We start from the raw sequence: 22,353 nt of genomic DNA, 5'->3' as shown, positions 1-22,353 counted from the left end.
CCCGGCGCCTCCGGACGCGCTGGTGCCGGCCGGGCGTCGGTGCCCGTCTCCCCGGCCGGTCCGGCCGGGCGGGCCTCGGTGGGCGCGGCGAGCGTCGGCGCGGCCGGCGTCGGCGGACGTGCGAGCGTGGGCGGACGCGCGAGCGTCGGCGCGGCGGCCGTCGGTGGCCGCGCCCGGGTACCCGGTGCCCCCGGCGGCGGTCCCGGCGGTCCGGCCGGCCCCGGCCGGCGTGGCCGCGGCGAGGACCCGGCGCGGGCCAAGAAGCGCCGCCGGATCAACATGCTGATCGCCGGCTTCGCCGTGTTCATCATGCTCGCCGGCATCGGCGTGGTGAGTTTCACCTGGTACTCCACCAAGGTGGTGCTCCCGGAGGACACCATTCCGCCGCTGTCCACCACCATCTACGACTCGGGTGGCACGGCGATCGCCCGGATCGGCGACCAGAATCGCCAGCTCGTCACCATCGAGCAGATCCCGGAGCACGTCCAGCACGCGGTCGCCGCGGCGGAGGACCGGAACTTCTACAAGCACTCCGGTGTGGACTACAAGGGCATCGCCCGGGCCGCGTGGAACAACCTCACCGGCGGCGACAAGCAGGGCGCTTCGACCATCACCCAGCAGTACGCGCGCAACGCGTTCGAGAACCTGAACCAGGACACGTACGGCCGCAAGGTGAAGGAGGCGATCCTCGCCTCCAAGCTGAACGACAAGTACGACAAGCGCGTGATCATGCAGCACTACCTGAACGTCATCTACTTCGGCCGGGGTGCGTACGGCATCCAGGCGGCGGCGCGGACCTACTTCGGCAAGGACGTCAAGAGCCTCACAGTGGCCGAGGCCGCGGTGCTGGCCGCACTGATCAAGCAGCCGGAGCCGAGCGCCACCCACCAGGGCTACGACCCGGCGATCAACCCGACGGCCGCGCTGGACCGGTGGAACTACGTGATCAACGGCATGATCACGGAGAAGTGGCTGGACGCGCCGAACACGCCGCAGCACCCCACCGAGTACCCGAAGAACATCGCGAAGCCGACGAAGAACAGCGGCGGCGGCTTCGGCATCGACACCCCGTACGGCAACATCGTCAACTACGTCTCGCAGGAACTGCGCGAGATGAAGCTCTGCACCGACAACGAGGCCGAGGCGACCGAGAAGAAGCCGCTGTGCGCCAAGGCGCTGAGCCGGGGTGGCTACAAGATCACCACGACGATCAACCGGAAGATGCAGGAGGCGGCGCTCGCCGCGGCCCAGCGGGCCAAGAAGGGCTCCGAACTCGCCGGCCAGCCGTCGAACCTGATGGCCGCCGTGGTGGCGATCGACCCGAAGACCGGCCGGGTGCTGGCCTACTACGGCGGGGACAACGGCACCGGCACCGACTACGCCGGGAAGAACGTCGACAACGGCGTGGAGAGCGGCGGCCACTCGCCGGGTTCGAGCTTCAAGATCTACACGCTCGCCGCGGCGCTCAAGGAGGGCATCTCGCTCAAGTCCCGGTGGAAGGGCACGGCGTTCACGCCGAAGGGGACCAAGTTCAAGGTCAGCAACGCCGGCGCGGACAAGGTCTCCTGCGGTGACTCCTGCACGCTCGAACTGTCGACGCTGAAGTCGCTGAACGTGCCGTTCTACTACATCACCGAGAAGATCGGCCCGGACAAGGTGCTCGACATGGCCAAGCAGGCCGGCGTCACCACCATGTGGCAGACCGACACCAACCCGGCCAAGGCGCACGACCTGACCAAGGCCGACCCGAAGGATCTGGCTCCGTCGCCCTTCTTCCACGTCCTCGGCTACGGCCAGTACCCGATCACGGTGCTCGACCACGCCAACGGCGTTGCCACGTTCGCCAACGAGGGCGTCTACCACAAGGCGCACTTCGTGCGGAAGGTGGAGAAGCAGAACCCGGACACCGGCAAGTGGGACCTGGTCGGCGGGGAGAAGCTCAAGGGGCAGCAGCGGATCGACAAGGACATCGTCGCCGACGTGACGTCCGTGCTGAAGCAGTACCCGGGCCAGATCAACAAGAAGCTCGAGGAGGGCCGGCAGGTCGCCGAGAAGACCGGCACCTGGGAACTCGGTGACAAGACCACCCGCAACGGTGACGCCTGGATGATCGGCTACACGCCGCAGCTCGCCACAGCGGTCTGGGTCGGCAACAAGGCCGACCGCAAGGCGATCAAGTACAAGGACGGCCGGGACATCAGCGGTGCCCGGATGCCCGGTGACATCTTCCAGCGCTTCATGAACGACGCGCTCAAGGGCAAGGACAAGGAGGAGTTCCCGCCGGCGGCGAACGTCGGCGAGGACGACACCGGCAACGGCGAGGCCCCGCCGCCGCGTTTCGCGTACCGGAATTTCTCCGCGTGCGACGGGACGGCGACCCCCGGTGTACGGCAGGATGCCTCTCCATGAGCACCCAGTCGCCCGCAGGCATCGATGAGCCCGGCGCGTCCGAGGCGGCGCCACGATCCGCCGAGACGGTGGACCACCCGTCCCGCTCGGACTGGTTCGTCCGGGGCGCCTCCGGTCTGATCGGCGGGCCGCTCGGCGACCACGCCGCCGCCCTGGACCGGCCCGCCAGCCGGGAGGGCCGGTTCTGGACCGCCGGCCGGATCGTCCTCGCCCTGGTGTGCCTCACGCTGGCCCTGCACTGGGTGCAGAAGTCGCCCTGCCAGGACGGCGCCTGGCAGAACAACATCCAGTACACCCGGATGTGCTACACGGACGTGCTGGCGCTCTACTACGCCGAAGGGCTCAACGAGGGCAAGGTGCCCTACGCCGACCACCCGGTGGAGTACCCGGTGCTGACCGGTTACTTCATGGGCGCGCTCGGCCTGCCGGTGCACGCCCTCGGGGCCGACAACCCCGCCATCAACCAGGGGCAGTGGTTCTACAACCTGAACGCGCTGGTGCTCGGCGCGCTCGCGGTCGCCACCGTCGCCGTGATCCTCAGCCTGCGCCGACGACGACCCTGGGACGCCGCGTTGTTCGCGCTCTCCCCGGCGCTGGTGCTCACCGCCACCGTCAACTGGGATCTGCTCGCCATCGGCCTGGCCGCGTTCGGCCTGCTGGCCTGGGCGCGCGCCCGGCCCGACCGGTACGCGCTGCTGCTGCCCGGAGTAGCAGGCGTCCTCATCGGACTGGGCGGCGCGGCCAAGATGTGGCCGCTGTTCATCCTCGGCCCGATCCTGGTCCTCGCGTTGCGCGCCGGGAAACTGCTGGCCGGGCTCGTCGCCACGGCGACCGCGCTGGTGACGCTCGTGGCCGTGAACCTGCCGGTGGCGATCCCGTACCGGGAGAACTGGGAACGCTTCTTCGACCTGAACACCACGCGCCCCATCGACTGGGGCACGCTCTGGTACATCGGCCGCTACCTGGACGGCCGGATCAGCCCGTCCTCACCCGGCCAGCTCGGGCCCTTCGAGTGGCTCAACGCGAACATCCCCACCCTCAACTGGCTGTCGTACCTGCTCTTCGGCCTGGCCTGCCTCGGCGTGGCCGGGCTGGCGCTGCTGGCGCCGCGCCGCCCCCGGCTGGCCCAGCTCGCCTTCCTGGTGGTCGCCGCGTTCCTCATCTTCAGCAAGGTGTGGTCCCAGCAGTTCGTGCTCTGGCTGCTGCCGCTCGCGGTGCTCGCCCGGCCGCGCTGGGGCGCGTTCCTGGCCTGGCAGGTCGCCGAGGTCGGCTACTTCGCCGCGTTCTACGGCGAACTGCTCGGCACGGCCATGTCCCGGCCGGTCTTCCCCGAGGGCGTCTTCGTGCTGGCGTCGAGCCTGCGCCTGATCACCGTGGCGGTGCTCTGCGGATTCGTCATCCGGGACATCATGCGGCCCGAACTGGACGTCGTCCGGCACACCTACGCCGACGACCCGGACGGCGGGGTGCTCGACGGCGCGCCAGACGCGCCCTGGCATCAGCGCTGGCGGGCGCGCGCCGCCGAACGGCCCGCCGAACCCGTTCCGGTGTGACCGAGACGGTCGTGTTCCGGTCTACAGCCGGAACACGACCGCCTCGCCGACCTGCTCCCGCGTCACGCCCAGCGCGTCGACCGGCCGGTCGAGCATCCCCTCCCACGGGGTGCCCTCCAGCTCGTCGCGCAACACGACCACGTTCTTCACGCCGATCTGCCGCAGGTAGTCGACGCTCGCGTAGTCCGGGAAGCTGACTGTCGCCTCGCGGATCTGGGCCTGCGAACGCGGCGTGAAACCGCTGCCGCCGTTGACCATCGGCTGGAACCGGTCGGTGGACCACAGCATCACCGGCTGATCGAGGTTCTGGCTGCTCGGCAGCACCAGCATCGGGCCGTCCACAGTTCGCATCACCGCCGGCTGCCGCGGCACCACCGGCTGCGGCGTGGCGTTCAGCCCTTCCACGAGCACCAGCGCCAGCGGCAGCAGCGTGGCCAGGCGCAGCCACGGGCCCGGCCACGGCGGCACCCGCTCGGCGGCCAGCTCGCGTACCCGCATGCAGAACGCGGTGACCGCGCCGGCCGCGAGCAGACCCAGCAGCAGCGTGGCCCAGAGCATCATCCGGCCCGGCGTGCGCAGCCCGCTCCAGCCCGGCACGTAGTCGAACAACGGCACGTAGGTGAACCGGCCGCCGAAGAACCGGGTGCCCATCGCCAGCGCCATCGTCACCAGCACGCCGGCGAGCAGAAAGATCCGGTGCCGGACCCGCCAGACCGAGAAGAACAGACCACCGGCGGCGAGCGCGTAGAGCACGAAGCCCGGCAGCAGCGTCATCTCCGGATGCCAGGGCAGCACGGCACGGGCGCCCTCGTGCAGCCCGCCCCAGACCCGGGACTCGGCCGGCGCGGTGAAGAACCCGCTCGCCGGCGGCGAGTAGAGCCCGATGTCGCCGAGCGTCCGTTCCGCGTTCGGGTGCAGCTCGGCCACCTTGAAGTACGGCACCGCCAGCGCCGCGCCCACCGCGGCGAAGGCGAGCCCGCCGAACACGTCGGCCAGGAACAGCCGCCGCCCGAACGGACGCTTCACCCGGCGCCGTTGCACGAACCACAGCACCACCGCGACCAGAACGGTCCCGGCCAGCATGTACGCGAACGGCAGCCCGATACCGAACCCCAGGCTGAGCTGCCACGCGGCCACCAGCCACCCGGCGAACGCCCAGCCCGCGTGCCGGCGGCGCGGCCGGTAGCCGTACCGCAGCGACCAGCCGTGACCCCGCGCCAGCATGGCCAGCGCCAGCGGGATGCCGCCGTTGGAGAGGATGTGCAGGTGCCCCGCCTGGGCCAGCAGCCACGGCGCGTAGGCGAAGCTCGCCCCGGCCACCGCGCCGCCGATGCGGCCCGCGCCGAGCTGCCGGGCCAGCACGTACGCGCCGAACGCGGCGAGCGCGTGCGCCAGCACGAACATGATGTTGTAGCGCAGCACGGCGTGCTCCGGGCCGACCCCGATCAGGCCGGCCGGGGCGTACCCGAGGAGCGTGTCGGAGAACGCGAAGCTCCAGTTCTCCGGGTAGAACGTGTTCGCGTGCCACAGCATCGCCGGGTCGGTCCGCAGGATGTGGCCGGACCACGCCATCTGCCACGCCTGCAGGCTCGGATCCCAGTAGTCCTGCGGCAGCGTGTGCCGCGGATAGCGCAACGTGGGCCAGGTCATCGCCGCGGCCAGCGCCAGTGCGGCGACGGCGGCGAGCGTCCACTCGTGCACCAGGAACCGGCCGACCGCGCGGACGGCCCGGCGGGCCCGGCCGAGCACCGGCTCCGGCGCGGGCCCGAACGCGGACCAGGGATCGGCGGCCTTGTCGTCGGCCGTACCCGTTGTGTTCTCGTCTCCGGCGTCGGGCTTGTCGGCGGCGGTTCCGCCGTCGCCGCCGTTCGTCCGGGCGTCGTGGGCGTCGCCCTCGGCGGCGGCCTCGTCCCGGGCCTCGGCCTTCTTCCCGGCGGTGTCGTCCGTGCCGGATCCGCCCCCGGCGGTCCCACCCTCGCCGGGCGGGGCCGTCCCGGTCGCGTCGTCCGGCCGGTCCGGTGCGGTCGCGTCGCCGTCCGGACGGGGCTCGGCGCCGGACCGGCGGCCGGTCGTTCCGGACTGCTCGGTCGTCACGCCGCCGCGCCCAACTGTCCGCGCAGGAACGCGATGTCGGCGGTCTGGCCCTCGACGCCGCCGGGGGTCTCCACGATCACCGGTGCGCCGGCCGCGCGGATCACCGCCACCAGCAGCTCCGGATCGATGGTGCCGCCGGTCAGGTTGTCGTGCCGGTCCTGGCCGGAGTTGAACGCGCCCTTGGAGTTGTTCGCGTGGATCAGGTCGATCCGGCCGGTGATCGCCTTCACCCGGTCGACCAGGCCCAGCAGTTCCTCGCCGCCCGCGTACGCGTGGCAGGTGTCCAGGCAGAAGCCGACCTCGTGGTCGCCGAGCGCGTCCCAGAGCCGGGCCAGCGAGTCGAGGTGCCGGGCGCAGGCGTTGTCACCGCCGGCGGTGTTCTCGATCAGCACCGGCAGCGGGAAGCCGCCGGAGTCCGCCGCGTACGCGAAGGTCTTGCGCCAGTTGTCGAAGCCGACCGCGACGTCGTGGCCGGCGTTGACGTGGCCGCCGTGCACGACCAGCCCTCTGGCCCCGACGTCCGCCGCGGCGGACGCGTGGGCGAGCAGCAGCTTGCGGCTGGGAATGCGGATCCGGTTGTTCAGCGTGGCCACGTTGATCACGTACGGCGCGTGCACGTAGAGGTCGACGTCGGCGGAACGCAGGCGCTCGGCGTCCTCGCGCGGCTTCGGGGCCTTCCAGCCCTGCGGGTCGGCCAGGAAGAACTGGACCGCCTCGGCCTGCCGGGCGGCCGCCTCGGCCAGCGGGTCGGTCGGGTCGACGTGGGCTCCGATTCGCATGCAGGGCAGCCTACGTCGCGCCTGCGACGGTCGGCGCGCTCGCGGGAGGCGCCCGGCGGGTCGGCCGCGTCACCACCCGGCCCGGCGGTCGTTGTCCGAGGTGGGATCGATGGTCGACGCTCCGCCCGCACGTGGTCCACAGCACGGACGGGCGAGGGTGGACCCCCGGAAACGGGACGCCCCGCCGTGCGGCCCGGCACTGCGGGGCGGGATCCGCTCGTCATCCCGGTACGGGAGGCCAGCAGTAGGACCAATTCCTCCATTTACCCCAAGTGGTGACGAGAGCCATTGTATGGTCAGACCAGGTGACAACACGATAAAGCTCCGCGGGGCGTCTTCGATCCAACCTCATCGGTGTGGTCGTTCCTCCCCAGGTCCCACCCAAGGAATGCGGACGGGACGCCCCGCGGTCCCGTGGACAGGGGTCCACCTGCCGGCTCGCCGGAGGTGGGCCCCTGTCGCCGCACCCGGCACACCGGGACCACCGGCCCGGCCATGATCGTCCGGACCGGCTATCCTGGTCCGGTTGTCCGTGTGTCCGGCCGGGTTCCCCCGGCACCGGCGCGGGCAACGACGCACGACCTCCTGCCACGGAAGGACCGTGGCCGCTTAGCCCACAGGAGGTGAGCACGTCTTGCGTCATTACGAAGTCATGGTGATCCTCGACCCCAGCCTCGAGGAGCGCACCGTCGCCCCGTCGCTCGACACGTACCTGAACGTGATCCGGACCGCGGGTGGCTCGGTGGAGAAGACCGACGTGTGGGGCCGCCGGCGCCTCGCGTACGAGATCAACAAGAAGGCCGAGGGCATCTACGCCGTCATCGACCTCCAGGCGACGCCGGAGGCCGTTGGCGAGCTGGACCGTCAGCTCCGACTCAACGAGTCGGTGCTGCGCACCAAGGTCATCCGCCCGGAGATGCGCTGAGCATCTAGACCCGGCACGTCCGGATCACAAGCCTCATCCACGCTGTCGTACGGCTCTGAGAGCCTGACGGCACAAAGATGAGTGCGCGAGGAGATGGTCATGGCAGGAGACACCACCATCACGGTCATCGGCAACCTGACCGATGACCCCGAGTTGCGATTCACCCCCTCCGGTGCGGCGGTCGCCAAGTTCCGGGTCGCTTCGACGCCCCGCTTCATGGACAAGGCCTCCGGCGAGTGGAAGGACGGCGAGCCGCTGTTCCTCTCGTGCACGGTCTGGCGCCAGGCCGCCGAGAACGTCGCCGAGTCGCTGCAGCGCGGCGCTCGCGTGATCGTGTCCGGCCGACTGCGCCAGCGGTCGTACGAGACCCGCGAGGGTGAGAAGCGCACCGTCATCGAGCTGGAGGTCGACGAGATCGGCCCGTCGCTGCGCTACGCCACGGCGAAGGTGCAGAAGATGTCCCGCTCCGGTGGCGGTGGCGGCGGCTTCGGTGGTGGTGGCGGCCAGGGCGGCGGCGGAGGCAACTTCGACGACCCCTGGGCCTCTGCTGCCCCCGCCCCCTCCCGCGGTGGTTCGGGCGGCAACTTCGACGAGGAGCCTCCGTTCTGATGGCGCCGAGCGCCCGCGATCGCAAACCAGGAGCACGAGCAATGGCTAAGGCTGCGGCCCTTCGCAAGCCGAAGAAGAAGGTGAACCCGCTCGACAAGGACGGGATCACCTACATCGATTACAAGGACACCGCGCTGCTGCGCAAGTTCATCTCCGACCGCGGCAAGATCCGCGCTCGACGGGTGACCGGCGTGACCTCGCAGCAGCAGCGGCAGATCGCCCGTGCGGTCAAGAACGCCCGCGAGATGGCGCTCCTGCCGTACACGGCCACGACCCGCTGAGAGGAGGCACGGACATGAAGATCATCCTCACTCAGGAGGTGTCCGGCCTCGGCTCTCCGGGCGACATCGTCGAGGTCAAGGACGGCTTCGGCCGTAACTACCTGCTGCCGCAGGGCTTCGCGATCGCCTGGACCAAGGGCGCGGAGAAGCAGGTCACGGTCATCAAGCGGGCCCGCTCGGCCCGCGAGATCCGCGACCTGGGCCACGCCACCGAGGTCAAGACCCAGATCGAGGGTCTGAAGGTCAACCTGAAGGCCCGCGCCGGCGACGGCGGGCGGCTCTTCGGCTCGGTCACCCCGGCCGAGATCGTCGACGCCGTCAAGGCCGCCGGCGGCCCGACCCTGGACCGCCGCCGGCTGGAGCTGCCCGGCCACATCAAGGCGCTCGGCTCCTACCCGGTCAGCATCCGGCTGCACCCCGAGGTGACCGCCAAGTTCGACCTGAACGTGGTCAAGGGCTGACACCCGAAGCACGACGCGAAAGGCCCGCACCGGTCGCCGGTGCGGGCCTTTCCGCATCCCCGCCGCTCAGCCGAGCGGATTGCCGGTCACCGCGCTGATCACCACGGTGGACAGCCCACCACCCACCACCGCGGCCGCCAGCGCCACTGTCGCCGACCGCCACGTCGTCCCGACCTGCCGCAGCAGCACCGCCACCACCAGACTGCTCACCATCGCCAGCCCGAACCGCGGCGCCGCCGACACCAACGACTCCAGCGCGTGCGCACGCGGCGAGTCACAACCACCGCCGGTGATGTCCGTGACGCACCCCGCCGGAGGCTGCCCGCTCAGGAACAGCAGGCCGACCACGAGCAGCACCGCCGGAACCAGATAGCAGGCCGCCGTGTAGACCAGCGGCCGCAACGGACCACCCGGATCCGGGTCCAGCAGGTCGTCCTCCAGCCGGCGACCCCACGAACCGCCGCCGATCGTCTCCACCCGCCGCCGCAACGTCGACGCCGCCGGCTCCACCGGGCGACGACGAGGCGCGGTACGCGGCCGCGGCGCCGAGTACGCCACCGCGGGCGAACGCGGAGCAGTCGACGGTGTCTCCATCCACCGGGGGTCGTCACCGGAGAGCCGGGTACCCGACCAGAACGCCTCGGCCCGCGCCGGCGACGCCCAGCCCTCCCGCACCGGCGGCGCCGAACGGTCCCACAGATCGGCCTCCGCGTACCGGTCGTCGGTGTCCCGCACCGGCTCCAGGAAACCGGTGTCGGTGAACCGGTCCCACTCACCCGTGTGCTCGGTACGGTCCCACCGGCTCTCCGCCCGCTCCCAGCGGCTCGCGGGCACCGGCCGGTCCCAGGCGTGCACGCCCGACGCGTCCCACGGATCGACGGCGGGCGGCTCCACCGGCTCACGCTCGGCGCTCCGGCGGCGCTGCCACGGATCCGCCACCGGCCGCGACCGCGCCGACTCCGATGGCGTCGCCCGCGACCAGGCCGGCTCCGACTCGGACGCCGTCGCCCGTCCCCAGGCCGGCTCCGACTCCGCTGCCGGCGACGCCGGCCGGCCCGCGTCCGACGCCGCCGCCGGCCACTCGGCATCCGTCCCCGAGCGGGACCACGCGCCGTCCGAGGCCGCCGGCCGCGACCATGCGGAGTCCGACCCCGCCGGCGGCGGCCAGGAGGAACCCGACGCCGACCGGCGACGCCGACCCGCCGGCCGTTCACCGTCCGATCCGGCCGGCCCCTCGCTCGTACCCGCCGACTCCGGCAGCCCGGACCAGGTCACCTGCGGCCGGCGCGTCGCCGCCCGGCGCGGGCGACTCCGGGGCGCCGCCCCCGACACCGGCTCGTCGTCCTCGTCCGCCCGCCGGTTGCCCACGTACCCCCGCTCCTGCGGGGCGTCCATCGTCCACTCGGCGGTGTGGTCCGACAACGGACCCGCACCGATCGCGCGCAGATCCCGCCGACCGGCACCTGAGGCCGGCGCCTCCACCTCGTCGTCGTCGGGTGCGGCATGCCGCCCGCCGCCGTCCGCGCGACTCACCCCGGACTCCAGCGCCCAACGGGGAAGGTACGTCTCCACCGGCTCGTCCTGGCCGCGCTCGATCGCCCGCCGCCGGCTCGCCGTGCGGTAGCCCTCCGGCGCGTACGAGTCGACCCGGCGCGGCCCGGCGGGCTCGTCCCAGGAACCGCTCGGCCGTCGCTCGCGCGGGCTGTCCTCCCCGCTTCCCCAGTCCCGGTGTCTCACGGCCGGAGCGTGACCTCTCTCAACCCGAAAGTAAACCCGCTGTCCCAGGTGTCGCCGTTTCGCAGCGATAGTACGGGACGAACGACGACAAAGCTCGGCCGGAAATCTTCCGTCCACAGGGTGGGGATAGAAAAAGCCCAGGTCAGAGGCGATAAGCCCGGAATTCCCCATCACTTTTCCACACCCCTGTGCACACCCTGCGCACATGCCTGTCCCCAGGCGTCCACAGGTTGTCCCGAGGCTCATCCACCGGCCTTGTTGAGCGGTTGACCTCGGGTTCCGTATCGTGGTCCACCGACCGCCGGGCGATGACCCCCGATCGACCGGAGGGTCGGCGGAGAGTTGTCATACCCCGGCGATACAGCTGGACTCGATCCGACGCAGCGAGGGGGGAACCCGTGTCGGTCACCGACGAGACGCGTGCGGAACGGACCGGGGGATCATCGCCCGAGCCGCCGCCGCGCGAATCTGCGTTCGAGAAGACACCACCCCAGGACGTCGCCGCCGAGCAGTGCGTACTCGGCGGCATGCTGCTGTCCAAGGACGCCATCGCGGACGTCGTGGAGATCCTGAAGACAAACGACTTCTACCGCCCGGTCCACGCCACCATCTTCGACGCGATCCTGGACATCTACGGTCGCGGTGAACCCGCCGACCCGATCACCGTGGCGGCCGCGCTCGCCGACTCCGGCGACCTCGCCCGGATCGGCGGCGCCCCCTACCTGCACACGCTGATCGCCAGCGTGCCCACCGCCGCGAACGCCGCGTACTACGCCCGGATCGTCGGCGAACGGGCGGTGCTGCGCCGGCTGGTCGAGGCCGGCACCCGGATCGTGCAGCTCGGCTACGGCACCGGCCCGAGCGGCAGCCGCGACGTCGACGACATCGTCGACCTCGCCCAGCAGGCCGTCTACGAGATCACCGAGAAGCGCGTCAGCGAGGACTTCGCCGTCCTGGCCGACATGCTCCAGCCGACGCTGGACGAGATCGAGGCGGTCGGCGCCCAGGGCGGGGTGATGACCGGTGTGCCGACCGGGTTCACCGACCTCGACCGCCTGCTCAACGGCCTGCACGCCGGCCAGCTCATCATCGTGGCCGGCCGGCCTGGTCTCGGTAAGGCGCTCGCACTCGACACCCCGCTGCCCACCCCACAGGGCTGGACCACCATGGGTGAGGTGCGCGTCGGCGAGCAGCTCCTCGCCGCGGACGGCATCCCGACGACGATCACCAACGTCTTCGACGTGATGTACGACCGCCCCTGCTACGAGGTCGAGTTCTCCGACGGAAGCGTCATCGTGGCGGACGCCGAGCACCTGTGGAAGACCACCACCCGGGCCAGCCGACGCCAGCCGGAGGCACGTCGGCGGCACCACTGGGCCGAGCCGGCGTTGGCGAAGGTACGGGCGGCCGAGATGGCTGCATCCGCCGAACCGCACCGCCTGGTCACTCTCGCCGAAACCCTGGAACAGGTCGGCCCGGAATTCCGCAACGTGCTTCACACGGTGGCGCAGACAGTGGGTTCCAACGGTCGGGTCGCCCGCCCGGTGACCTGGGCCGGCAAGACACGCAACTGGACGGCTCCTGGCTACCCGGTGGGCGCGTTGATTTCCGGCCTCCGTGCACGCGCGGAACGACCGGTGAACGCCGGCAGCCGCGCCGAGCATGACGGAATCGTCACGACGGCGCAGATCGCGGCCACGCTACGTACCGAGACGGCCGACCGCCGTCTCAACCACGCCGTGCGGAACTGCGCGCCGCTCCGACTTCCGGAACGCGATCTGACCGTCCCGCCGTACACCCTCGGGGTGTGGCTCGGCGACGGGCACACCGGGGCCAGCCGCTTCACCACCGCGGACGCGGAGATGCTCGACCTCGTGGCCCAGGACGGCTTCCTGGTGCGCCCGAGCGGGCCCATGGTCTACAGCGTGCATCTGCCCACGCCGGCCAGGACGGCGGACCGCACCTGCGTCGACTGCGGCGGCTCCACCCGTGCCCTGCGGGAGAACCCCGCAACCCGCCGCTGCGCCGAGTGCCACGAGCGGAACGGCTCCTTCCTCGCCCTGCTCCGCCGGGTCGGGGTGGCCTACGACAAGCACATTCCGGACGACTATCTACGCGCCTCCGAAACCCAGCGCCGGGCGTTGCTCGCCGGTCTCATGGACACCGACGGCACGGTGGCGCCGACCGGGAACCTGCAGTACACGTCCACCTCGCGGCGCTTGATCGACGGCGTACGGGAACTCGTCGTCAGCCTGGGCTATCGGTGCACCATGACCGAGCGCAAGGTGCGCGGCCGTACCGAGGAATCGTCGATCGCGTACACGCTGAACTTCTCCACCCCGGACACGGTCTTCCGGCTGGACCGGAAGCGGACCGCCCATGCGGCCCGGCGCCGGACGTCCTCGGACGTCCGCTCCCACTCGCGGTTCATCGTGGACGTCCGTCCGGTGCCGAGCGTTCCGGTGCGCTGTGTGACCGTCGACAATTCCGACCATCTGTATCTGGCGGGCCGCTCGATGATCCCGACGCACAACAGCACGGCAAGTATGGACTTCGCCCGAAATGCAGCTATCCGCGCCAACCAGGCGTCGGCGATCTTCTCGCTGGAAATGAGCAAGGTCGAGATCGTCATGCGACTCCTCTCGGCCGAGGCGCGCGTGCCCCTGCACGTCCTGCGCAGTGGCCAGCTCTCCGACGACGACTGGACCAAGCTGGCCCGCTGCATGGGTGAGATCAGCGAGGCGCCGCTCTTCGTCGACGACACGCCGAGCATGAACCTCATGGAGATCCGGGCGAAGGCGCGACGGCTCAAGCAGAAGCACGACCTGAAGCTGATCGTCGTCGACTATCTCCAGCTGATGACCTCGCCGAAGCGCACCGAGAGCCGGCAGCAGGAGGTCGCGGACCTGTCCCGTGGCCTGAAGCTGCTGGCCAAGGAGGTCGAATGCCCGGTGATCGCGGTGAGTCAGCTGAACCGTGGCCCCGAGCAGCGCACCGACAAGCGACCCCAGCTTTCCGACCTGCGTGAATCGGGCTGCCTGACCGCGGATACGAGACTTATCAGGGCCGACGACAACTCGGAGATCACCCTCGGGGCGCTTCTTGCTGGGAACGTCAGGGACATTCCGGTCTGGGCCCTCGATGAAGGTCTCCGCTACACCCCCCGGACGCTCACGCACGCATTCCCCAGTGGGACGCGGGAGGTGTTCCGGATGACCCTCGCCTCCGGGAAACAGGTGGAGGCGACTGCCAACCATCCTTTCCTCACGTTCGGCGGGTGGGTGCCACTGGAGGAACTCACGGTTGGAACGCGGCTCGCCGCGCCTCGGCACATTCCGCCGCCGCTGAACATCCAGCCGTGGGCCGAGTCGGCGGTGGTCATGCTGGCACACCTCCTCGGGGACGGCTCGTTCGTCCGCCGGCAGCCGATCCGCTACGCCAGTTGTGACGAGGCCAACCTGGCGGCCGTGACTGAGGCCGCGACGCACTTCGGGATCACGGCTGTGCGAGACGACTACCCGGCTGCCCGAGTGACCACGCTCCGGCTACCGGCACCATTCCGGCTCGCTCGCGGGCGGCGGAATCCGATCGCCGAGTGGCTGGACGGGTTGGGGCTGTTCGGGCTGCGGTCCCACGAGAAGTTCGTACCTCAAGCGGTGTTCGGTCTGCCCAAGGAGCAGATCACCCTCTTCCTTCGGCACCTCTGGGCCACCGACGGGTCCGTGACCGTCAACAAGTCCGGCCGAGGCGGACGGGTCTACTTCTCCTCCACGTCGCGGCGCATGCTGGAGGACATCTCACGCCTGCTGCTTCGCTACGGAATCTCGGCTCGACTGCGGCAGGTACCGGTCGCCCGACACCGGCCGCAGTACACCCTGGACATCTCCGGCCGAGACGACCAGCTCCGCTTCCTTCGGGAAATCGGTGTGCACGGTGAGCGCGCCAACAGCTGCGCGGCGCTGCTGGTGATTCTCGAATCCGTCATCAGTAACCCGAACGTGGACACCGTTCCCAGGGAGGTGTGGTCACGGGTTCGGGAGGTCCTGGCGGAGCGCAAAATGAGCCACCGGGAGTTCGCGGCGGCGGTCGGAACCCAGTTCTCCGGCAGCGCGATGTGGAAGCGTGCACCCAGCCGGTGCCGTCTCGCCAAGGTGGCCGCGGTGCTGGACTCTGCGGATCTCGACCTGCACGCCACGAACGACATCTTCTGGGACGAGATCGTCTCGATCGAGTCAGTCGGCGAGAAGGACGTTTACGACGCCACGGTGCTCGGCACGCACAACTTCATCGCCAACGGGATCGCCGCGCACAACTCGATCGAGCAGGATGCGGACGTTGTCATTCTTCTGCACCGCGACGACTACTACGACAAGGAGTCGCCGCGAGCGGGCGAAGCGGACTTTATTGTTGCAAAGCACAGAAATGGTCCTACCGACACGGTCACTGTAGCGGCCCAGCTGCACCTGTCGCGCTTCGTCGACATGGCCATCGTCTGAGCGACGTCAGCCGAGCAGCGGGAACCAGCCGGCGGCCTCGCCCAGCTCCAGCCGGTCCCGGTCGGTGAGCGGCACCCGCCCGGCGGCCTTCAGCAGGTAGTCGTGGTCGTCCCAGCCGGCCGGCCGTACCGCGTCGTCGCTGAGCAGGCCGTCCATCGTGGTCACCGCGACCCGCGTCGGGTCCGCCGCCGGCCGCGGCGCGTCCAGCAGGTCCACCACCAGATCCAGGTGATGGATGACCGCCTCGGTGGTCAGGGTGGCGAGCAGATGGGGTACGCGCAGCACATGACCCTGCGTGGTCACGTACCCGTCGGGGTCGGCCGCGGTGGCCGCGCGGACGGCGGCGGGCGCGGTGTCGGCCCAGAGCCGGACCACGCCTGTGGGCCTGTCGAAGGCAGCGGCGGAGCGGCGTGCCCACCAGGCGTGCCCGGCGCTCACGTCGTCACCGGGGGTGAACGCGCGCCAGTAGCTGACGTCGTCCACGTCGGCCGGTCCGGGTGCGGGGCTGGCCAGGGCGACGAGTGCGCGCTGGGCGTCGCAGAGCACGTGGAAGAGCAGGTCGGCGACGACCCAGCCACGGCACCGGGTGGGCCGTTGCAGGCCGGCGTCGTCGAGCGGGGTGACGACGGCGGTGATGCCGTCGTACGCCTGGGCCAGCGCCTCGTGCTGCCGGATCGGGCTCATGTCGAGCAGCCTGCCACGGTGCGGCAGGCGCGGCACGCCGACGAGCGCGCCGGGTCGCCCGGCCGTGCCCGCCCGGCCGCGCGGGTGCCCGCACCCCGATCGGGTGAGGAGCCCCGCAGCCGGGCCCCGCTGCCGGTCGCCGCCGGGGTGGCCGCGCTCTGGGCGGCGCTGACCTCCTGGCTGCCGGTGTCCGCCGTGCTGGGCCTCGCCCAGCTCAGCGAGGACGCCGGATCGTTCGGCGGCGCGTTGCGCGCCGGCCTGGCCGGCTGGCTGCTCGGGCACGGGGTGCCGTTGCAGACCACCGCCGGGCCGCTCGGTCTGGCGCCGCTCGCGCTCAGCGCGCTCGCCGTCTGGCGGCTCACCCGCGCCGGGGTGCACGTCAGCCGGGCCGTCGGCGCGCGCGGGGCCGGGTCACCCCGCCAGGCGCTCACCGTCGCTGTCGCCGTCGGCATCGGGTACGCGCTGCTCGGCGCACTCGCCGCGTTCGCTGTCGACGCGGGCGGCCTGCGGGTCTCCCCGGTCACCGCCGCGCTCACGTTCGCCGCGTTCGGCGTACCCGCCGCCCTGGTCGGCGCGCTGCGCACCACAGGTGTCTGGGCGCTGCTGGCCGAGCGCTGCCCACCGCCGGTGCGCGACGGTCTGCGTACCGGACTGGTGGCGGCGCTGCTGCTGTGCGGCGCGGGTGCCGGTGCGGCCGGGCTGGCGGTGGCCACCGGTGGCGGCGACGCGGCCGACATGATCGGGGCGTACCGGACCGGGGTGGCCGGTCAGGCGGGCATCACACTGGTCAGCCTCGCCTACGCGCCGAACCCCGGTCCCGCGGTGGTGATCCGGTCTAGCCTCGGCCTCAGACGCGACCGTTCCCGTCGCGGCGCCGACCGCTCGGAGGAAGCCGTGCACGCTCCGTATCCGCCGCCCCCGCCGCCACCGGCCGTCGGCCGGGACCGGACCACGCTCTGGGGCGTCCTCGGCATCGTCTTCGGCCTGCTCTGCTGCGGGATCCTGGGCATCGTCTTCGGCGCGCTGTCGATCCGCGACGCCCGGCGCAACGGCCGGTCGCAGTTGCTCGGCTGGCTGGCCATCGCGTTCGGCGTGATCAACATCGTCGCAAGCGCCATCGTGCGCGCCCGGGGCAACTCGTACTACCCGTACTGGTATCGCTGAACGCGAGGGGGCCGACCGGTTCCCCGGTCGGCCCCCTCGACACGTCGCTCGGCCGCTCAGCGGCCGGACATGATCTCCCGCATCAGGTTGGCGGTCTCGGTCGGGGTCTTGCCGACCTTGACGCCCACCGCCTCCAGCGCCGCCTTCTTGGCGTCGGCGGTGCCCGCCGAGCCCGAGATGATCGCGCCGGCGTGGCCCATGGTCTTGCCGGGCGGGGCGGTGAAGCCGGCGATGTAGCCGACCACCGGCTTGGTGACGTTGGCCTTGATGAACTCGGCCGCCCGCTCCTCGGCGTCGCCGCCGATCTCACCGATCATGACGATCGCGTCGGTCTCCGGGTCCGCCTCGAAGGCGGCCAGGGCGTCGATGTGGGTGGTGCCGATGATCGGGTCACCGCCGATGCCGACGCAGGTGGAGAAGCCGATGTCGCGCAGCTCGTACATCATCTGGTAGGTCAGCGTGCCGCTCTTGCTGACCAGGCCGATCCGGCCGGAGCCGGTGATGTCGGCCGGGATGATGCCGGCGTTCGACGCGCCCGGCGAGGCGATGCCCGGGCAGTTCGGGCCGATGATCCGGGTGCGCTCGCCCTGGGCCCGGTTGTACGCCCAGAACGCGGCGGTGTCGTGCACCGGCACGCCCTCGGTGATCACCACGGCCAGGTCGATGCCGGCGTCGATCGCCTCGACCACGGCGGCCCTGGTGAACTGCGGCGGCACGAAGATGACGGTGACGTCCGCGCCGGTCTCCTTCATCGCGTCCGCGACGGAGGCGAAGACGGGCAGCTCGGTGCCGTCGAAGTCGACGGTCGTGCCGGCCTTGCGCGGGTTCACGCCGCCGACCACGTTGGTGCCGGCGGCGAGCATCCGCCGGGTGTGCTTGGAGCCCTCGGAACCGGTCATCCCCTGCACGATGACCTTGGAGTCCTTGGTCAGCCAGATAGCCATTGTCAGACCCCCGCAGCTGCCAGCTCGGCGGCCCGCTCGGCCGCGCCGTCCATGGTGTCGACCCGCTGGATCAGCGGGTTGGCCGCGCCGTCGAGGATCGCCCGGCCGGCCTCGGCGTTGTTGCCGTCGAGGCGCACGACGAGCGGCTTGGTGGCCTTCTCGCCGCGCTGCTCCAGCAGCGCCAGCGCCTGCACGATGCCGTTGGCGACCGCGTCACAGGCGGTGATGCCGCCGAAGACGTTGACGAAGACGCTCTTGACCGACGGGTCGGACAGGACGATCTCCAGGCCGTTCGCCATCACCTCGGCGCTCGCGCCGCCGCCGATGTCGAGGAAGTTGGCCGGCTTGACGCCGCCGTGCCGCTCGCCCGCGTACGCGACCACGTCGAGCGTGGACATGACCAGGCCCGCGCCGTTGCCGATGATGCCGACCTCGCCGTCGAGCTTGACGTAGTTGAGGTCCTTGGCCTTCGCGGCCTGCTCCAGCGGGTCCACCGACGCCTGGTCGACCAGGGCCTCGTGGTCCGGGTGCCGGAACCCGGCGTTCTCGTCCAGGGTGACCTTGGCGTCCAGGAGCAGCAGCTTGCCGTCCTTGGTCGTGGCCAGCGGGTTCACCTCGACGAGCGTGGCGTCCTCGGCCACGAACGCCTGCCACAGCTTGACCGCGACCTCGACCACCTGGTCGGCGATCTCGGCCGGGAAGCCGGCCGCGGTGACGATCTCGCGCGCCTTCGCCTCGTCCACGCCGGTGTTGGCGTCGATCGGCGCCTTCACGACCCGCTCCGGGGTCTCGGCCGCGACCTGCTCGATGTCCATACCGCCGGCCACGCTGGCGATGCAGAGGAAGGTGCGGTTCGCCCGGTCGAGCAGGTACGAGAAGTAGTACTCCTCGGCCACGTCCGCGGTCACGGTGATCATGACCTTGTGGACGGTGTGACCCTTGATGTCCATGCCGAGGATGTCGGTGGCCCGGGCCACCGTCTCCTCCGCGCCCTCGGCCAGCTTCACGCCGCCGGCCTTGCCGCGGCCACCGACCTTCACCTGCGCCTTGACGACCACCCGGCCGCCGAGGCGTTCGGCGATCGCGCGGGCCTCCTCCGGGGTAGTGGCGACGCCGCCGGCGAGCACGGGCAAGCCGTGCCGCTCGAACAGGTCCCGCCCCTGGTACTCGTACAGGTCCACGATTGCGCGTCCCGTCCCGTCTCCGCGGCGCGCCGTCGCGCCGCCACCAGCTTCGGAAAATCAGTTTGACGCCTGTCATCAGATGAGACAGGCCATTTGCCGCAGCCTAACGAGATGGGAACGGGCGGCAACCGAGCGGGTGCGGGGTGTGCGGTAATGCACAGACCGGGCTCGGCCGGGCCGATCACTGAGGCCCCGGCGCACGGGGGCGTCAGCCGTCCGAGGGATCTCCGGGCCCGGGCGTAACCGCCCGTCGGGGGCGTCGTTGAGTGTGATGTCGGCGCGCTGGTCAAGCGCGGCGACGGGAGCGGCCGATGCCCTGTCGGTCGAGGGGTGGCGGCGGGGCGTCGTGCATAGAGGGGCCGGGCGTGTGAGGGGTGCGTCCGGCCCCTCCCCCGTGCCCGGAGCCGGAAACGCGGGGGCCGGGCACGCAGGGGCCGGGAACCGGGCGGGGTCAGCCGACCGGCTGGGCGACGTTCTCCCGCACCCACTCGACGATCGACCCGGTGGTGGCGCCCGGGGTGAAGATCTTCGCGACGCCGAGCCGCTCCAGCTCCGGGATGTCGGCCTCGGGGATGATGCCGCCGCCGAACACCACGATGTCGGTGGCGTCGCGCTCGGTGAGCAGTTCGACGACGCGCTTGAACAGCGTCATGTGCGCGCCCGAGAGCACCGAGAGGCCGACCGCGTCCGCGTCCTCCTGGATCGCGGTCTCGACGATCTGCTCCGGCGTCTGGTGCAGGCCGGTGTAGATGACCTCCATGCCCGCGTCACGCAGGGCGCGGGCGACCACCTTCGCTCCCCGGTCGTGGCCGTCCAGGCCGGGCTTCGCGACGACGACCCGGATACGAGAGCTCATCTGCGCACACCTTTCACCGGCACTCCTGACCTGAACGAACGGTAACCCGGCCGGACCGGAGGCGGGAAGCCGGGCCGGACCTTCCCACATACGAGCCGCCCCACTACCGCCCACCCGGGTACGCGGAAAGCCGGACACCTCCGCCGTTCGGTCACTATCCGCGACGAATGGGCAGTCGACATACCATCCGACCGGCGGCACGAGCTATGACAAGGTCGGATGGAATTGGACATAACGAATCAGTATTTCGGCGCTTCGGCTTGTGACAGGAGTGGCGGTTGGCTAACGTGTCCACGGTTGTCATCAGGTCCACGGACGGGTGACGACGCGGCACCGGAGGTTCGACCGAGCTTCACCGAACGGTCCGGAGTCGCATCGGATCCCCGACAACGGAGGGTGTGCGTGCGCCAGCGCCTGTCGTCTGAGCCCGATCGCTATCGCGGCCGCCGCCGCGTACCCACCCCCCCGCGGAGCCGCTACGCCGCGGTGGTCACCACCGCCTTCGTCGGCGCCGGCATCGTCGCCATCGGCGCGAACGCCCTCCCCGACGCCAAGAGCGTCAGCCCGTCGGTCCTCGACGAGCTCCGGCAGGCTTCGGTCGCCAGCCAGGACGCCGCCGCCCGCGCCGACAGCGCGGAGCGCCCGTCCCGTGCCGACCGCTCCGACAGCAAGGCCGCCGAGCAGGACCCGTGGCTCCTGCCGCTGCACGGCTACGACTTCAAGTCCCCCTACGGCATGCGGTGGGGCAAGCTGCACACCGGCATCGACCTGGTCGCCCCGGAGGGCACGCCCTACAAGGCGGTCCACGCCGGCACCGTCACCAAGGCCGGCTGGTTCGGCGGCTACGGCTACGCCGTCATCGTCCAGCACTCCGACGGCAGCGAGGCCATCTACGGCCACTCCTCCGCGGTGACGGTCAAGGAGGGCCAGGAGGTGAAGGCCGGCGACCAGCTCGGCCTGGTCGGCAACACCGGCCACTCCTACGGCTCCCACCTGCACCTGGAGATCCATGTCAAGGGCCAGCCGCAGGACCCGGTGGCGTTCCTCAAGGATCGCGGAGTGGACATTCAGCTCGAAGTCGAGGCAGTTTACAGCGACGTAGCCGCGTCCTGACGCTCCGTACCGCCCCGTCACCGCCCGGACCGCACGGTCCGGGCGGTTTCGTCTGTGCCGATGTCTGCCACGTCACACCGGCCGGTGTGAGCGGGAGCACATCGCCGAATGATCGTCTCTTCGACCGAACCGGCCGGCCGGTCCGAAACCGGACGCGCGGTGGCGGCGCGGGCCACCGCCTCCGCACCCCCGATACCCGCTGCGACCTGCACCGACACCAGTATTTCGAGGTCACGTGCCCCTCGAACCGATGAAGGATACCGTGCAGCACAGCAGCCCCACCCCGGACAACGCTCCCGCCCGGCACCGGCGCCCGCGCCGCGCCCGGCGCACCGTTTACGTGGTCACCGGCGCGGTGGCCCTGCTCGGCCTCGGCATCGGCGGCGTGGTCGTCACCACCGCCCCGTCCGACCCGACGCCGGCCGCCGTCGACCTCGGCGTAGCGGCCCGCGCCGACGACGCCGACCGCGCCGACCGTTCGGCCCGCGAGCCGGTCACCCCGTCCGCCGTACCGGCCAGCCCGTCGCCGAGCCCGAGCGCGAGCGCGACCAGCCCGGCACCGAAGAAGACGGCGACGGCGAAACCCAAGCCGAAGCCGAAGAAGACGACAGTGGCGAAGAAGCCCACCTGGGTCATCCCGATGAAGGGCGCCGACATCACGTCGTGCTACGGGCCCCGCTGGGGCACCCAGCACGCCGGCATCGACTTCGCCATGCCGGCCGGCACGCCGATCCACGCCGCCGCAGCTGGCACCGTGGTCAAGGCCGGTGACGTGGGCGACGGCTACGGCATCTCGGTCTTCATCGACCACCACAACGGCTACCTGACCCACTACGCCCACCAGAGCCGGCTCGCCGTCGGCGTCGGCGACACGGTCAAGGCCGGTCAGGTCATCGGGTACGAGGGCTCCACCGGCGACTCCACCGGCCCGCACCTGCACTTCGAGGTGCACCAGGGCGCGATGTGGAACCAGATCGACCCGGCGCCGTTCCTGCGTGCCCGGGGCATCGGCGTGGCCTGCTGACGCAGTGGTCCACCGGCGTGGCCGGGCCGGAGACCGGCCC

Annotated in this window: 17 protein-coding genes and 1 pseudogene; 11 read left to right on the top strand and 7 right to left on the bottom strand. The window is 71.2% G+C overall.

Translation table 11 applies throughout. The features are described from left to right. Positions 1-2,409: transglycosylase domain-containing protein (locus tag ABD52_RS26020; RefSeq protein ID WP_235437557.1), on the top strand; the 2,409-nt coding region annotated here is incomplete at its 5' end. Beyond that, positions 2,406-3,962: a glycosyltransferase family 87 protein gene (locus tag ABD52_RS26015; RefSeq protein ID WP_047893534.1), complete on the top strand. Its 1,557-nt coding sequence runs from the start codon at positions 2,406-2,408 to the stop codon at positions 3,960-3,962. The genes ABD52_RS26020 and ABD52_RS26015, both read left to right, overlap by 4 nt. A gap of 21 nt (positions 3,963-3,983) precedes the next feature. Here ABD52_RS26015 and ABD52_RS26010 read toward each other — a convergent pair whose 3' ends face one another. Together ABD52_RS26010 and ABD52_RS26005 are read right to left on the bottom strand one after the other, a co-directional pair. Beyond that, a complete protein-coding gene (locus ABD52_RS26010) occupies positions 3,984-6,056 on the bottom strand; it encodes a hypothetical protein (protein ID WP_047893533.1) in 2,073 nt (690 codons plus the stop codon). Next, positions 6,053-6,835, bottom strand: a complete 783-nt coding sequence (locus tag ABD52_RS26005; RefSeq protein ID WP_047893532.1) for a deoxyribonuclease IV — start codon at positions 6,833-6,835, stop codon at positions 6,053-6,055. The genes ABD52_RS26010 and ABD52_RS26005 overlap by 4 nt, the downstream gene beginning before the upstream one ends. 634 nt (positions 6,836-7,469) lie before the next feature. Here ABD52_RS26005 and rpsF point away from each other — a divergent pair. The 4 genes from rpsF to rplI all read left to right on the top strand — a co-directional run bounded on the left by rpsF (position 7,470) and on the right by rplI (position 9,111). Continuing rightward, positions 7,470-7,760: a 30S ribosomal protein S6 gene (gene rpsF / locus ABD52_RS26000; protein WP_013289357.1), complete on the top strand. Its 291-nt coding sequence runs from the start codon at positions 7,470-7,472 to the stop codon at positions 7,758-7,760. Between the two features lie 81 nt (positions 7,761-7,841). Next, positions 7,842-8,369, top strand: coding sequence for a single-stranded DNA-binding protein (locus ABD52_RS25995; RefSeq protein ID WP_018788497.1), 528 nt, complete (start codon positions 7,842-7,844; stop codon positions 8,367-8,369). Between the two features lie 41 nt (positions 8,370-8,410). Continuing rightward, positions 8,411-8,650: a 30S ribosomal protein S18 gene (gene rpsR / locus ABD52_RS25990; RefSeq protein WP_013289355.1), complete on the top strand. Its 240-nt coding sequence runs from the start codon at positions 8,411-8,413 to the stop codon at positions 8,648-8,650. A 14-nt stretch (positions 8,651-8,664) separates the two neighbouring features. Next, the gene (gene rplI / locus ABD52_RS25985) at positions 8,665-9,111 is read left to right on the top strand and encodes a 50S ribosomal protein L9 (RefSeq protein WP_013289354.1); all 447 of its coding nucleotides are present in this window, start codon (positions 8,665-8,667) and stop codon (positions 9,109-9,111) included. A gap of 66 nt (positions 9,112-9,177) precedes the next feature. Here the strand turns inward: rplI and ABD52_RS25980 are convergent, their stop codons facing one another. Beyond that, positions 9,178-10,848, bottom strand: coding sequence for a hypothetical protein (locus ABD52_RS25980; RefSeq protein ID WP_047893531.1), 1,671 nt, complete (start codon positions 10,846-10,848; stop codon positions 9,178-9,180). A 308-nt stretch (positions 10,849-11,156) separates the two neighbouring features. Between ABD52_RS25980 and ABD52_RS25975 the strand changes: the two genes are divergently transcribed. After that, positions 11,157-15,344 (top strand): replicative DNA helicase, encoded by a 4,188-nt coding sequence (locus ABD52_RS25975; protein WP_368665019.1) that lies wholly within the window; start codon positions 11,157-11,159, stop codon positions 15,342-15,344. Between the two features lie 6 nt (positions 15,345-15,350). Here ABD52_RS25975 and ABD52_RS25970 read toward each other — a convergent pair whose 3' ends face one another. Continuing rightward, positions 15,351-16,028, bottom strand: a complete 678-nt coding sequence (locus ABD52_RS25970) for a maleylpyruvate isomerase N-terminal domain-containing protein (RefSeq protein WP_047893529.1) — start codon at positions 16,026-16,028, stop codon at positions 15,351-15,353. Positions 16,029-16,046: 18 nt separating this feature from the next. On the opposite strand from ABD52_RS25970, the pseudogene ABD52_RS25965 reads away from it, so the two are divergent. Both ABD52_RS25965 and ABD52_RS39330 read left to right on the top strand, forming a co-directional pair. Further along, positions 16,047-16,838 (top strand): annotated as a pseudogene (locus ABD52_RS25965) (DUF6350 family protein); the annotation flags it as partial. Between the two features lie 84 nt (positions 16,839-16,922). After that, positions 16,923-17,192: a hypothetical protein gene (locus ABD52_RS39330; RefSeq protein WP_013288512.1), complete on the top strand. Its 270-nt coding sequence runs from the start codon at positions 16,923-16,925 to the stop codon at positions 17,190-17,192. A gap of 56 nt (positions 17,193-17,248) precedes the next feature. Here ABD52_RS39330 and sucD read toward each other — a convergent pair whose 3' ends face one another. From sucD to ABD52_RS25950, 3 genes are all read right to left on the bottom strand, one after another. Further along, entirely contained in the window at positions 17,249-18,136 is an 888-nt protein-coding gene (gene sucD, locus ABD52_RS25960) for a succinate--CoA ligase subunit alpha (RefSeq protein ID WP_047893528.1), read from the bottom strand. A 2-nt stretch (positions 18,137-18,138) separates the two neighbouring features. Further along, entirely contained in the window at positions 18,139-19,317 is a 1,179-nt protein-coding gene (gene sucC / locus ABD52_RS25955; RefSeq protein WP_013288514.1) for an ADP-forming succinate--CoA ligase subunit beta, read from the bottom strand. A gap of 454 nt (positions 19,318-19,771) precedes the next feature. Beyond that, complete coding sequence (locus ABD52_RS25950) at positions 19,772-20,176, bottom strand: cobalamin B12-binding domain-containing protein (RefSeq protein WP_013288515.1); 405 nt, start codon at positions 20,174-20,176, stop codon at positions 19,772-19,774. 402 nt (positions 20,177-20,578) lie between these two features. Here ABD52_RS25950 and ABD52_RS25945 point away from each other — a divergent pair, with 402 nt between their 5' ends. Together ABD52_RS25945 and ABD52_RS25940 are read left to right on the top strand one after the other, a co-directional pair. Continuing rightward, on the top strand, positions 20,579-21,289 hold the full coding sequence (locus tag ABD52_RS25945) for a M23 family metallopeptidase (RefSeq protein ID WP_013288516.1): 711 nt from the start codon (positions 20,579-20,581) through the stop codon (positions 21,287-21,289). A gap of 250 nt (positions 21,290-21,539) precedes the next feature. Next, entirely contained in the window at positions 21,540-22,313 is a 774-nt protein-coding gene (locus ABD52_RS25940; protein ID WP_047893535.1) for a M23 family metallopeptidase, read from the top strand. The last annotated feature ends 40 nt before the right edge of the window (positions 22,314-22,353 follow it).

The sequence above is a fragment of the Micromonospora sp. RV43 genome, from assembly GCF_001029515.1.
GTDB lineage: Bacteria > Actinomycetota > Actinomycetes > Mycobacteriales > Micromonosporaceae > Micromonospora > Micromonospora aurantiaca.
Note: the sequence above shows the minus strand (reverse complement) of the source record. Positions and strands in the feature narration are given on the sequence as shown.

Bases quoted from the DNA above. Each gene is read 5' to 3' on its own strand.
- ABD52_RS26015 (WP_047893534.1), top strand. From the start codon at position 2,406: ATGAGCACCCAGTCGCCCGCAGGCATCGATGAGCCCGGCGCGTCCGAG.
- ABD52_RS26005 (WP_047893532.1), bottom strand. From the start codon at position 6,835: ATGCGAATCGGAGCCCACGTCGACCCGACCGACCCGCTGGCCGAGGCG.
- rpsR (WP_013289355.1), top strand. From the start codon at position 8,411: ATGGCTAAGGCTGCGGCCCTTCGCAAGCCGAAGAAGAAGGTGAACCCG.
- rplI (WP_013289354.1), top strand. From the start codon at position 8,665: ATGAAGATCATCCTCACTCAGGAGGTGTCCGGCCTCGGCTCTCCGGGC.
- ABD52_RS25975 (WP_368665019.1), top strand. From the start codon at position 11,157: ATGACCCCCGATCGACCGGAGGGTCGGCGGAGAGTTGTCATACCCCGG.
- ABD52_RS25970 (WP_047893529.1), bottom strand. From the start codon at position 16,028: ATGAGCCCGATCCGGCAGCACGAGGCGCTGGCCCAGGCGTACGACGGC.
- sucD (WP_047893528.1), bottom strand. From the start codon at position 18,136: ATGGCTATCTGGCTGACCAAGGACTCCAAGGTCATCGTGCAGGGGATG.
- ABD52_RS25950 (WP_013288515.1), bottom strand. From the start codon at position 20,176: ATGAGCTCTCGTATCCGGGTCGTCGTCGCGAAGCCCGGCCTGGACGGC.
- ABD52_RS25940 (WP_047893535.1), top strand. From the start codon at position 21,540: ATGAAGGATACCGTGCAGCACAGCAGCCCCACCCCGGACAACGCTCCC.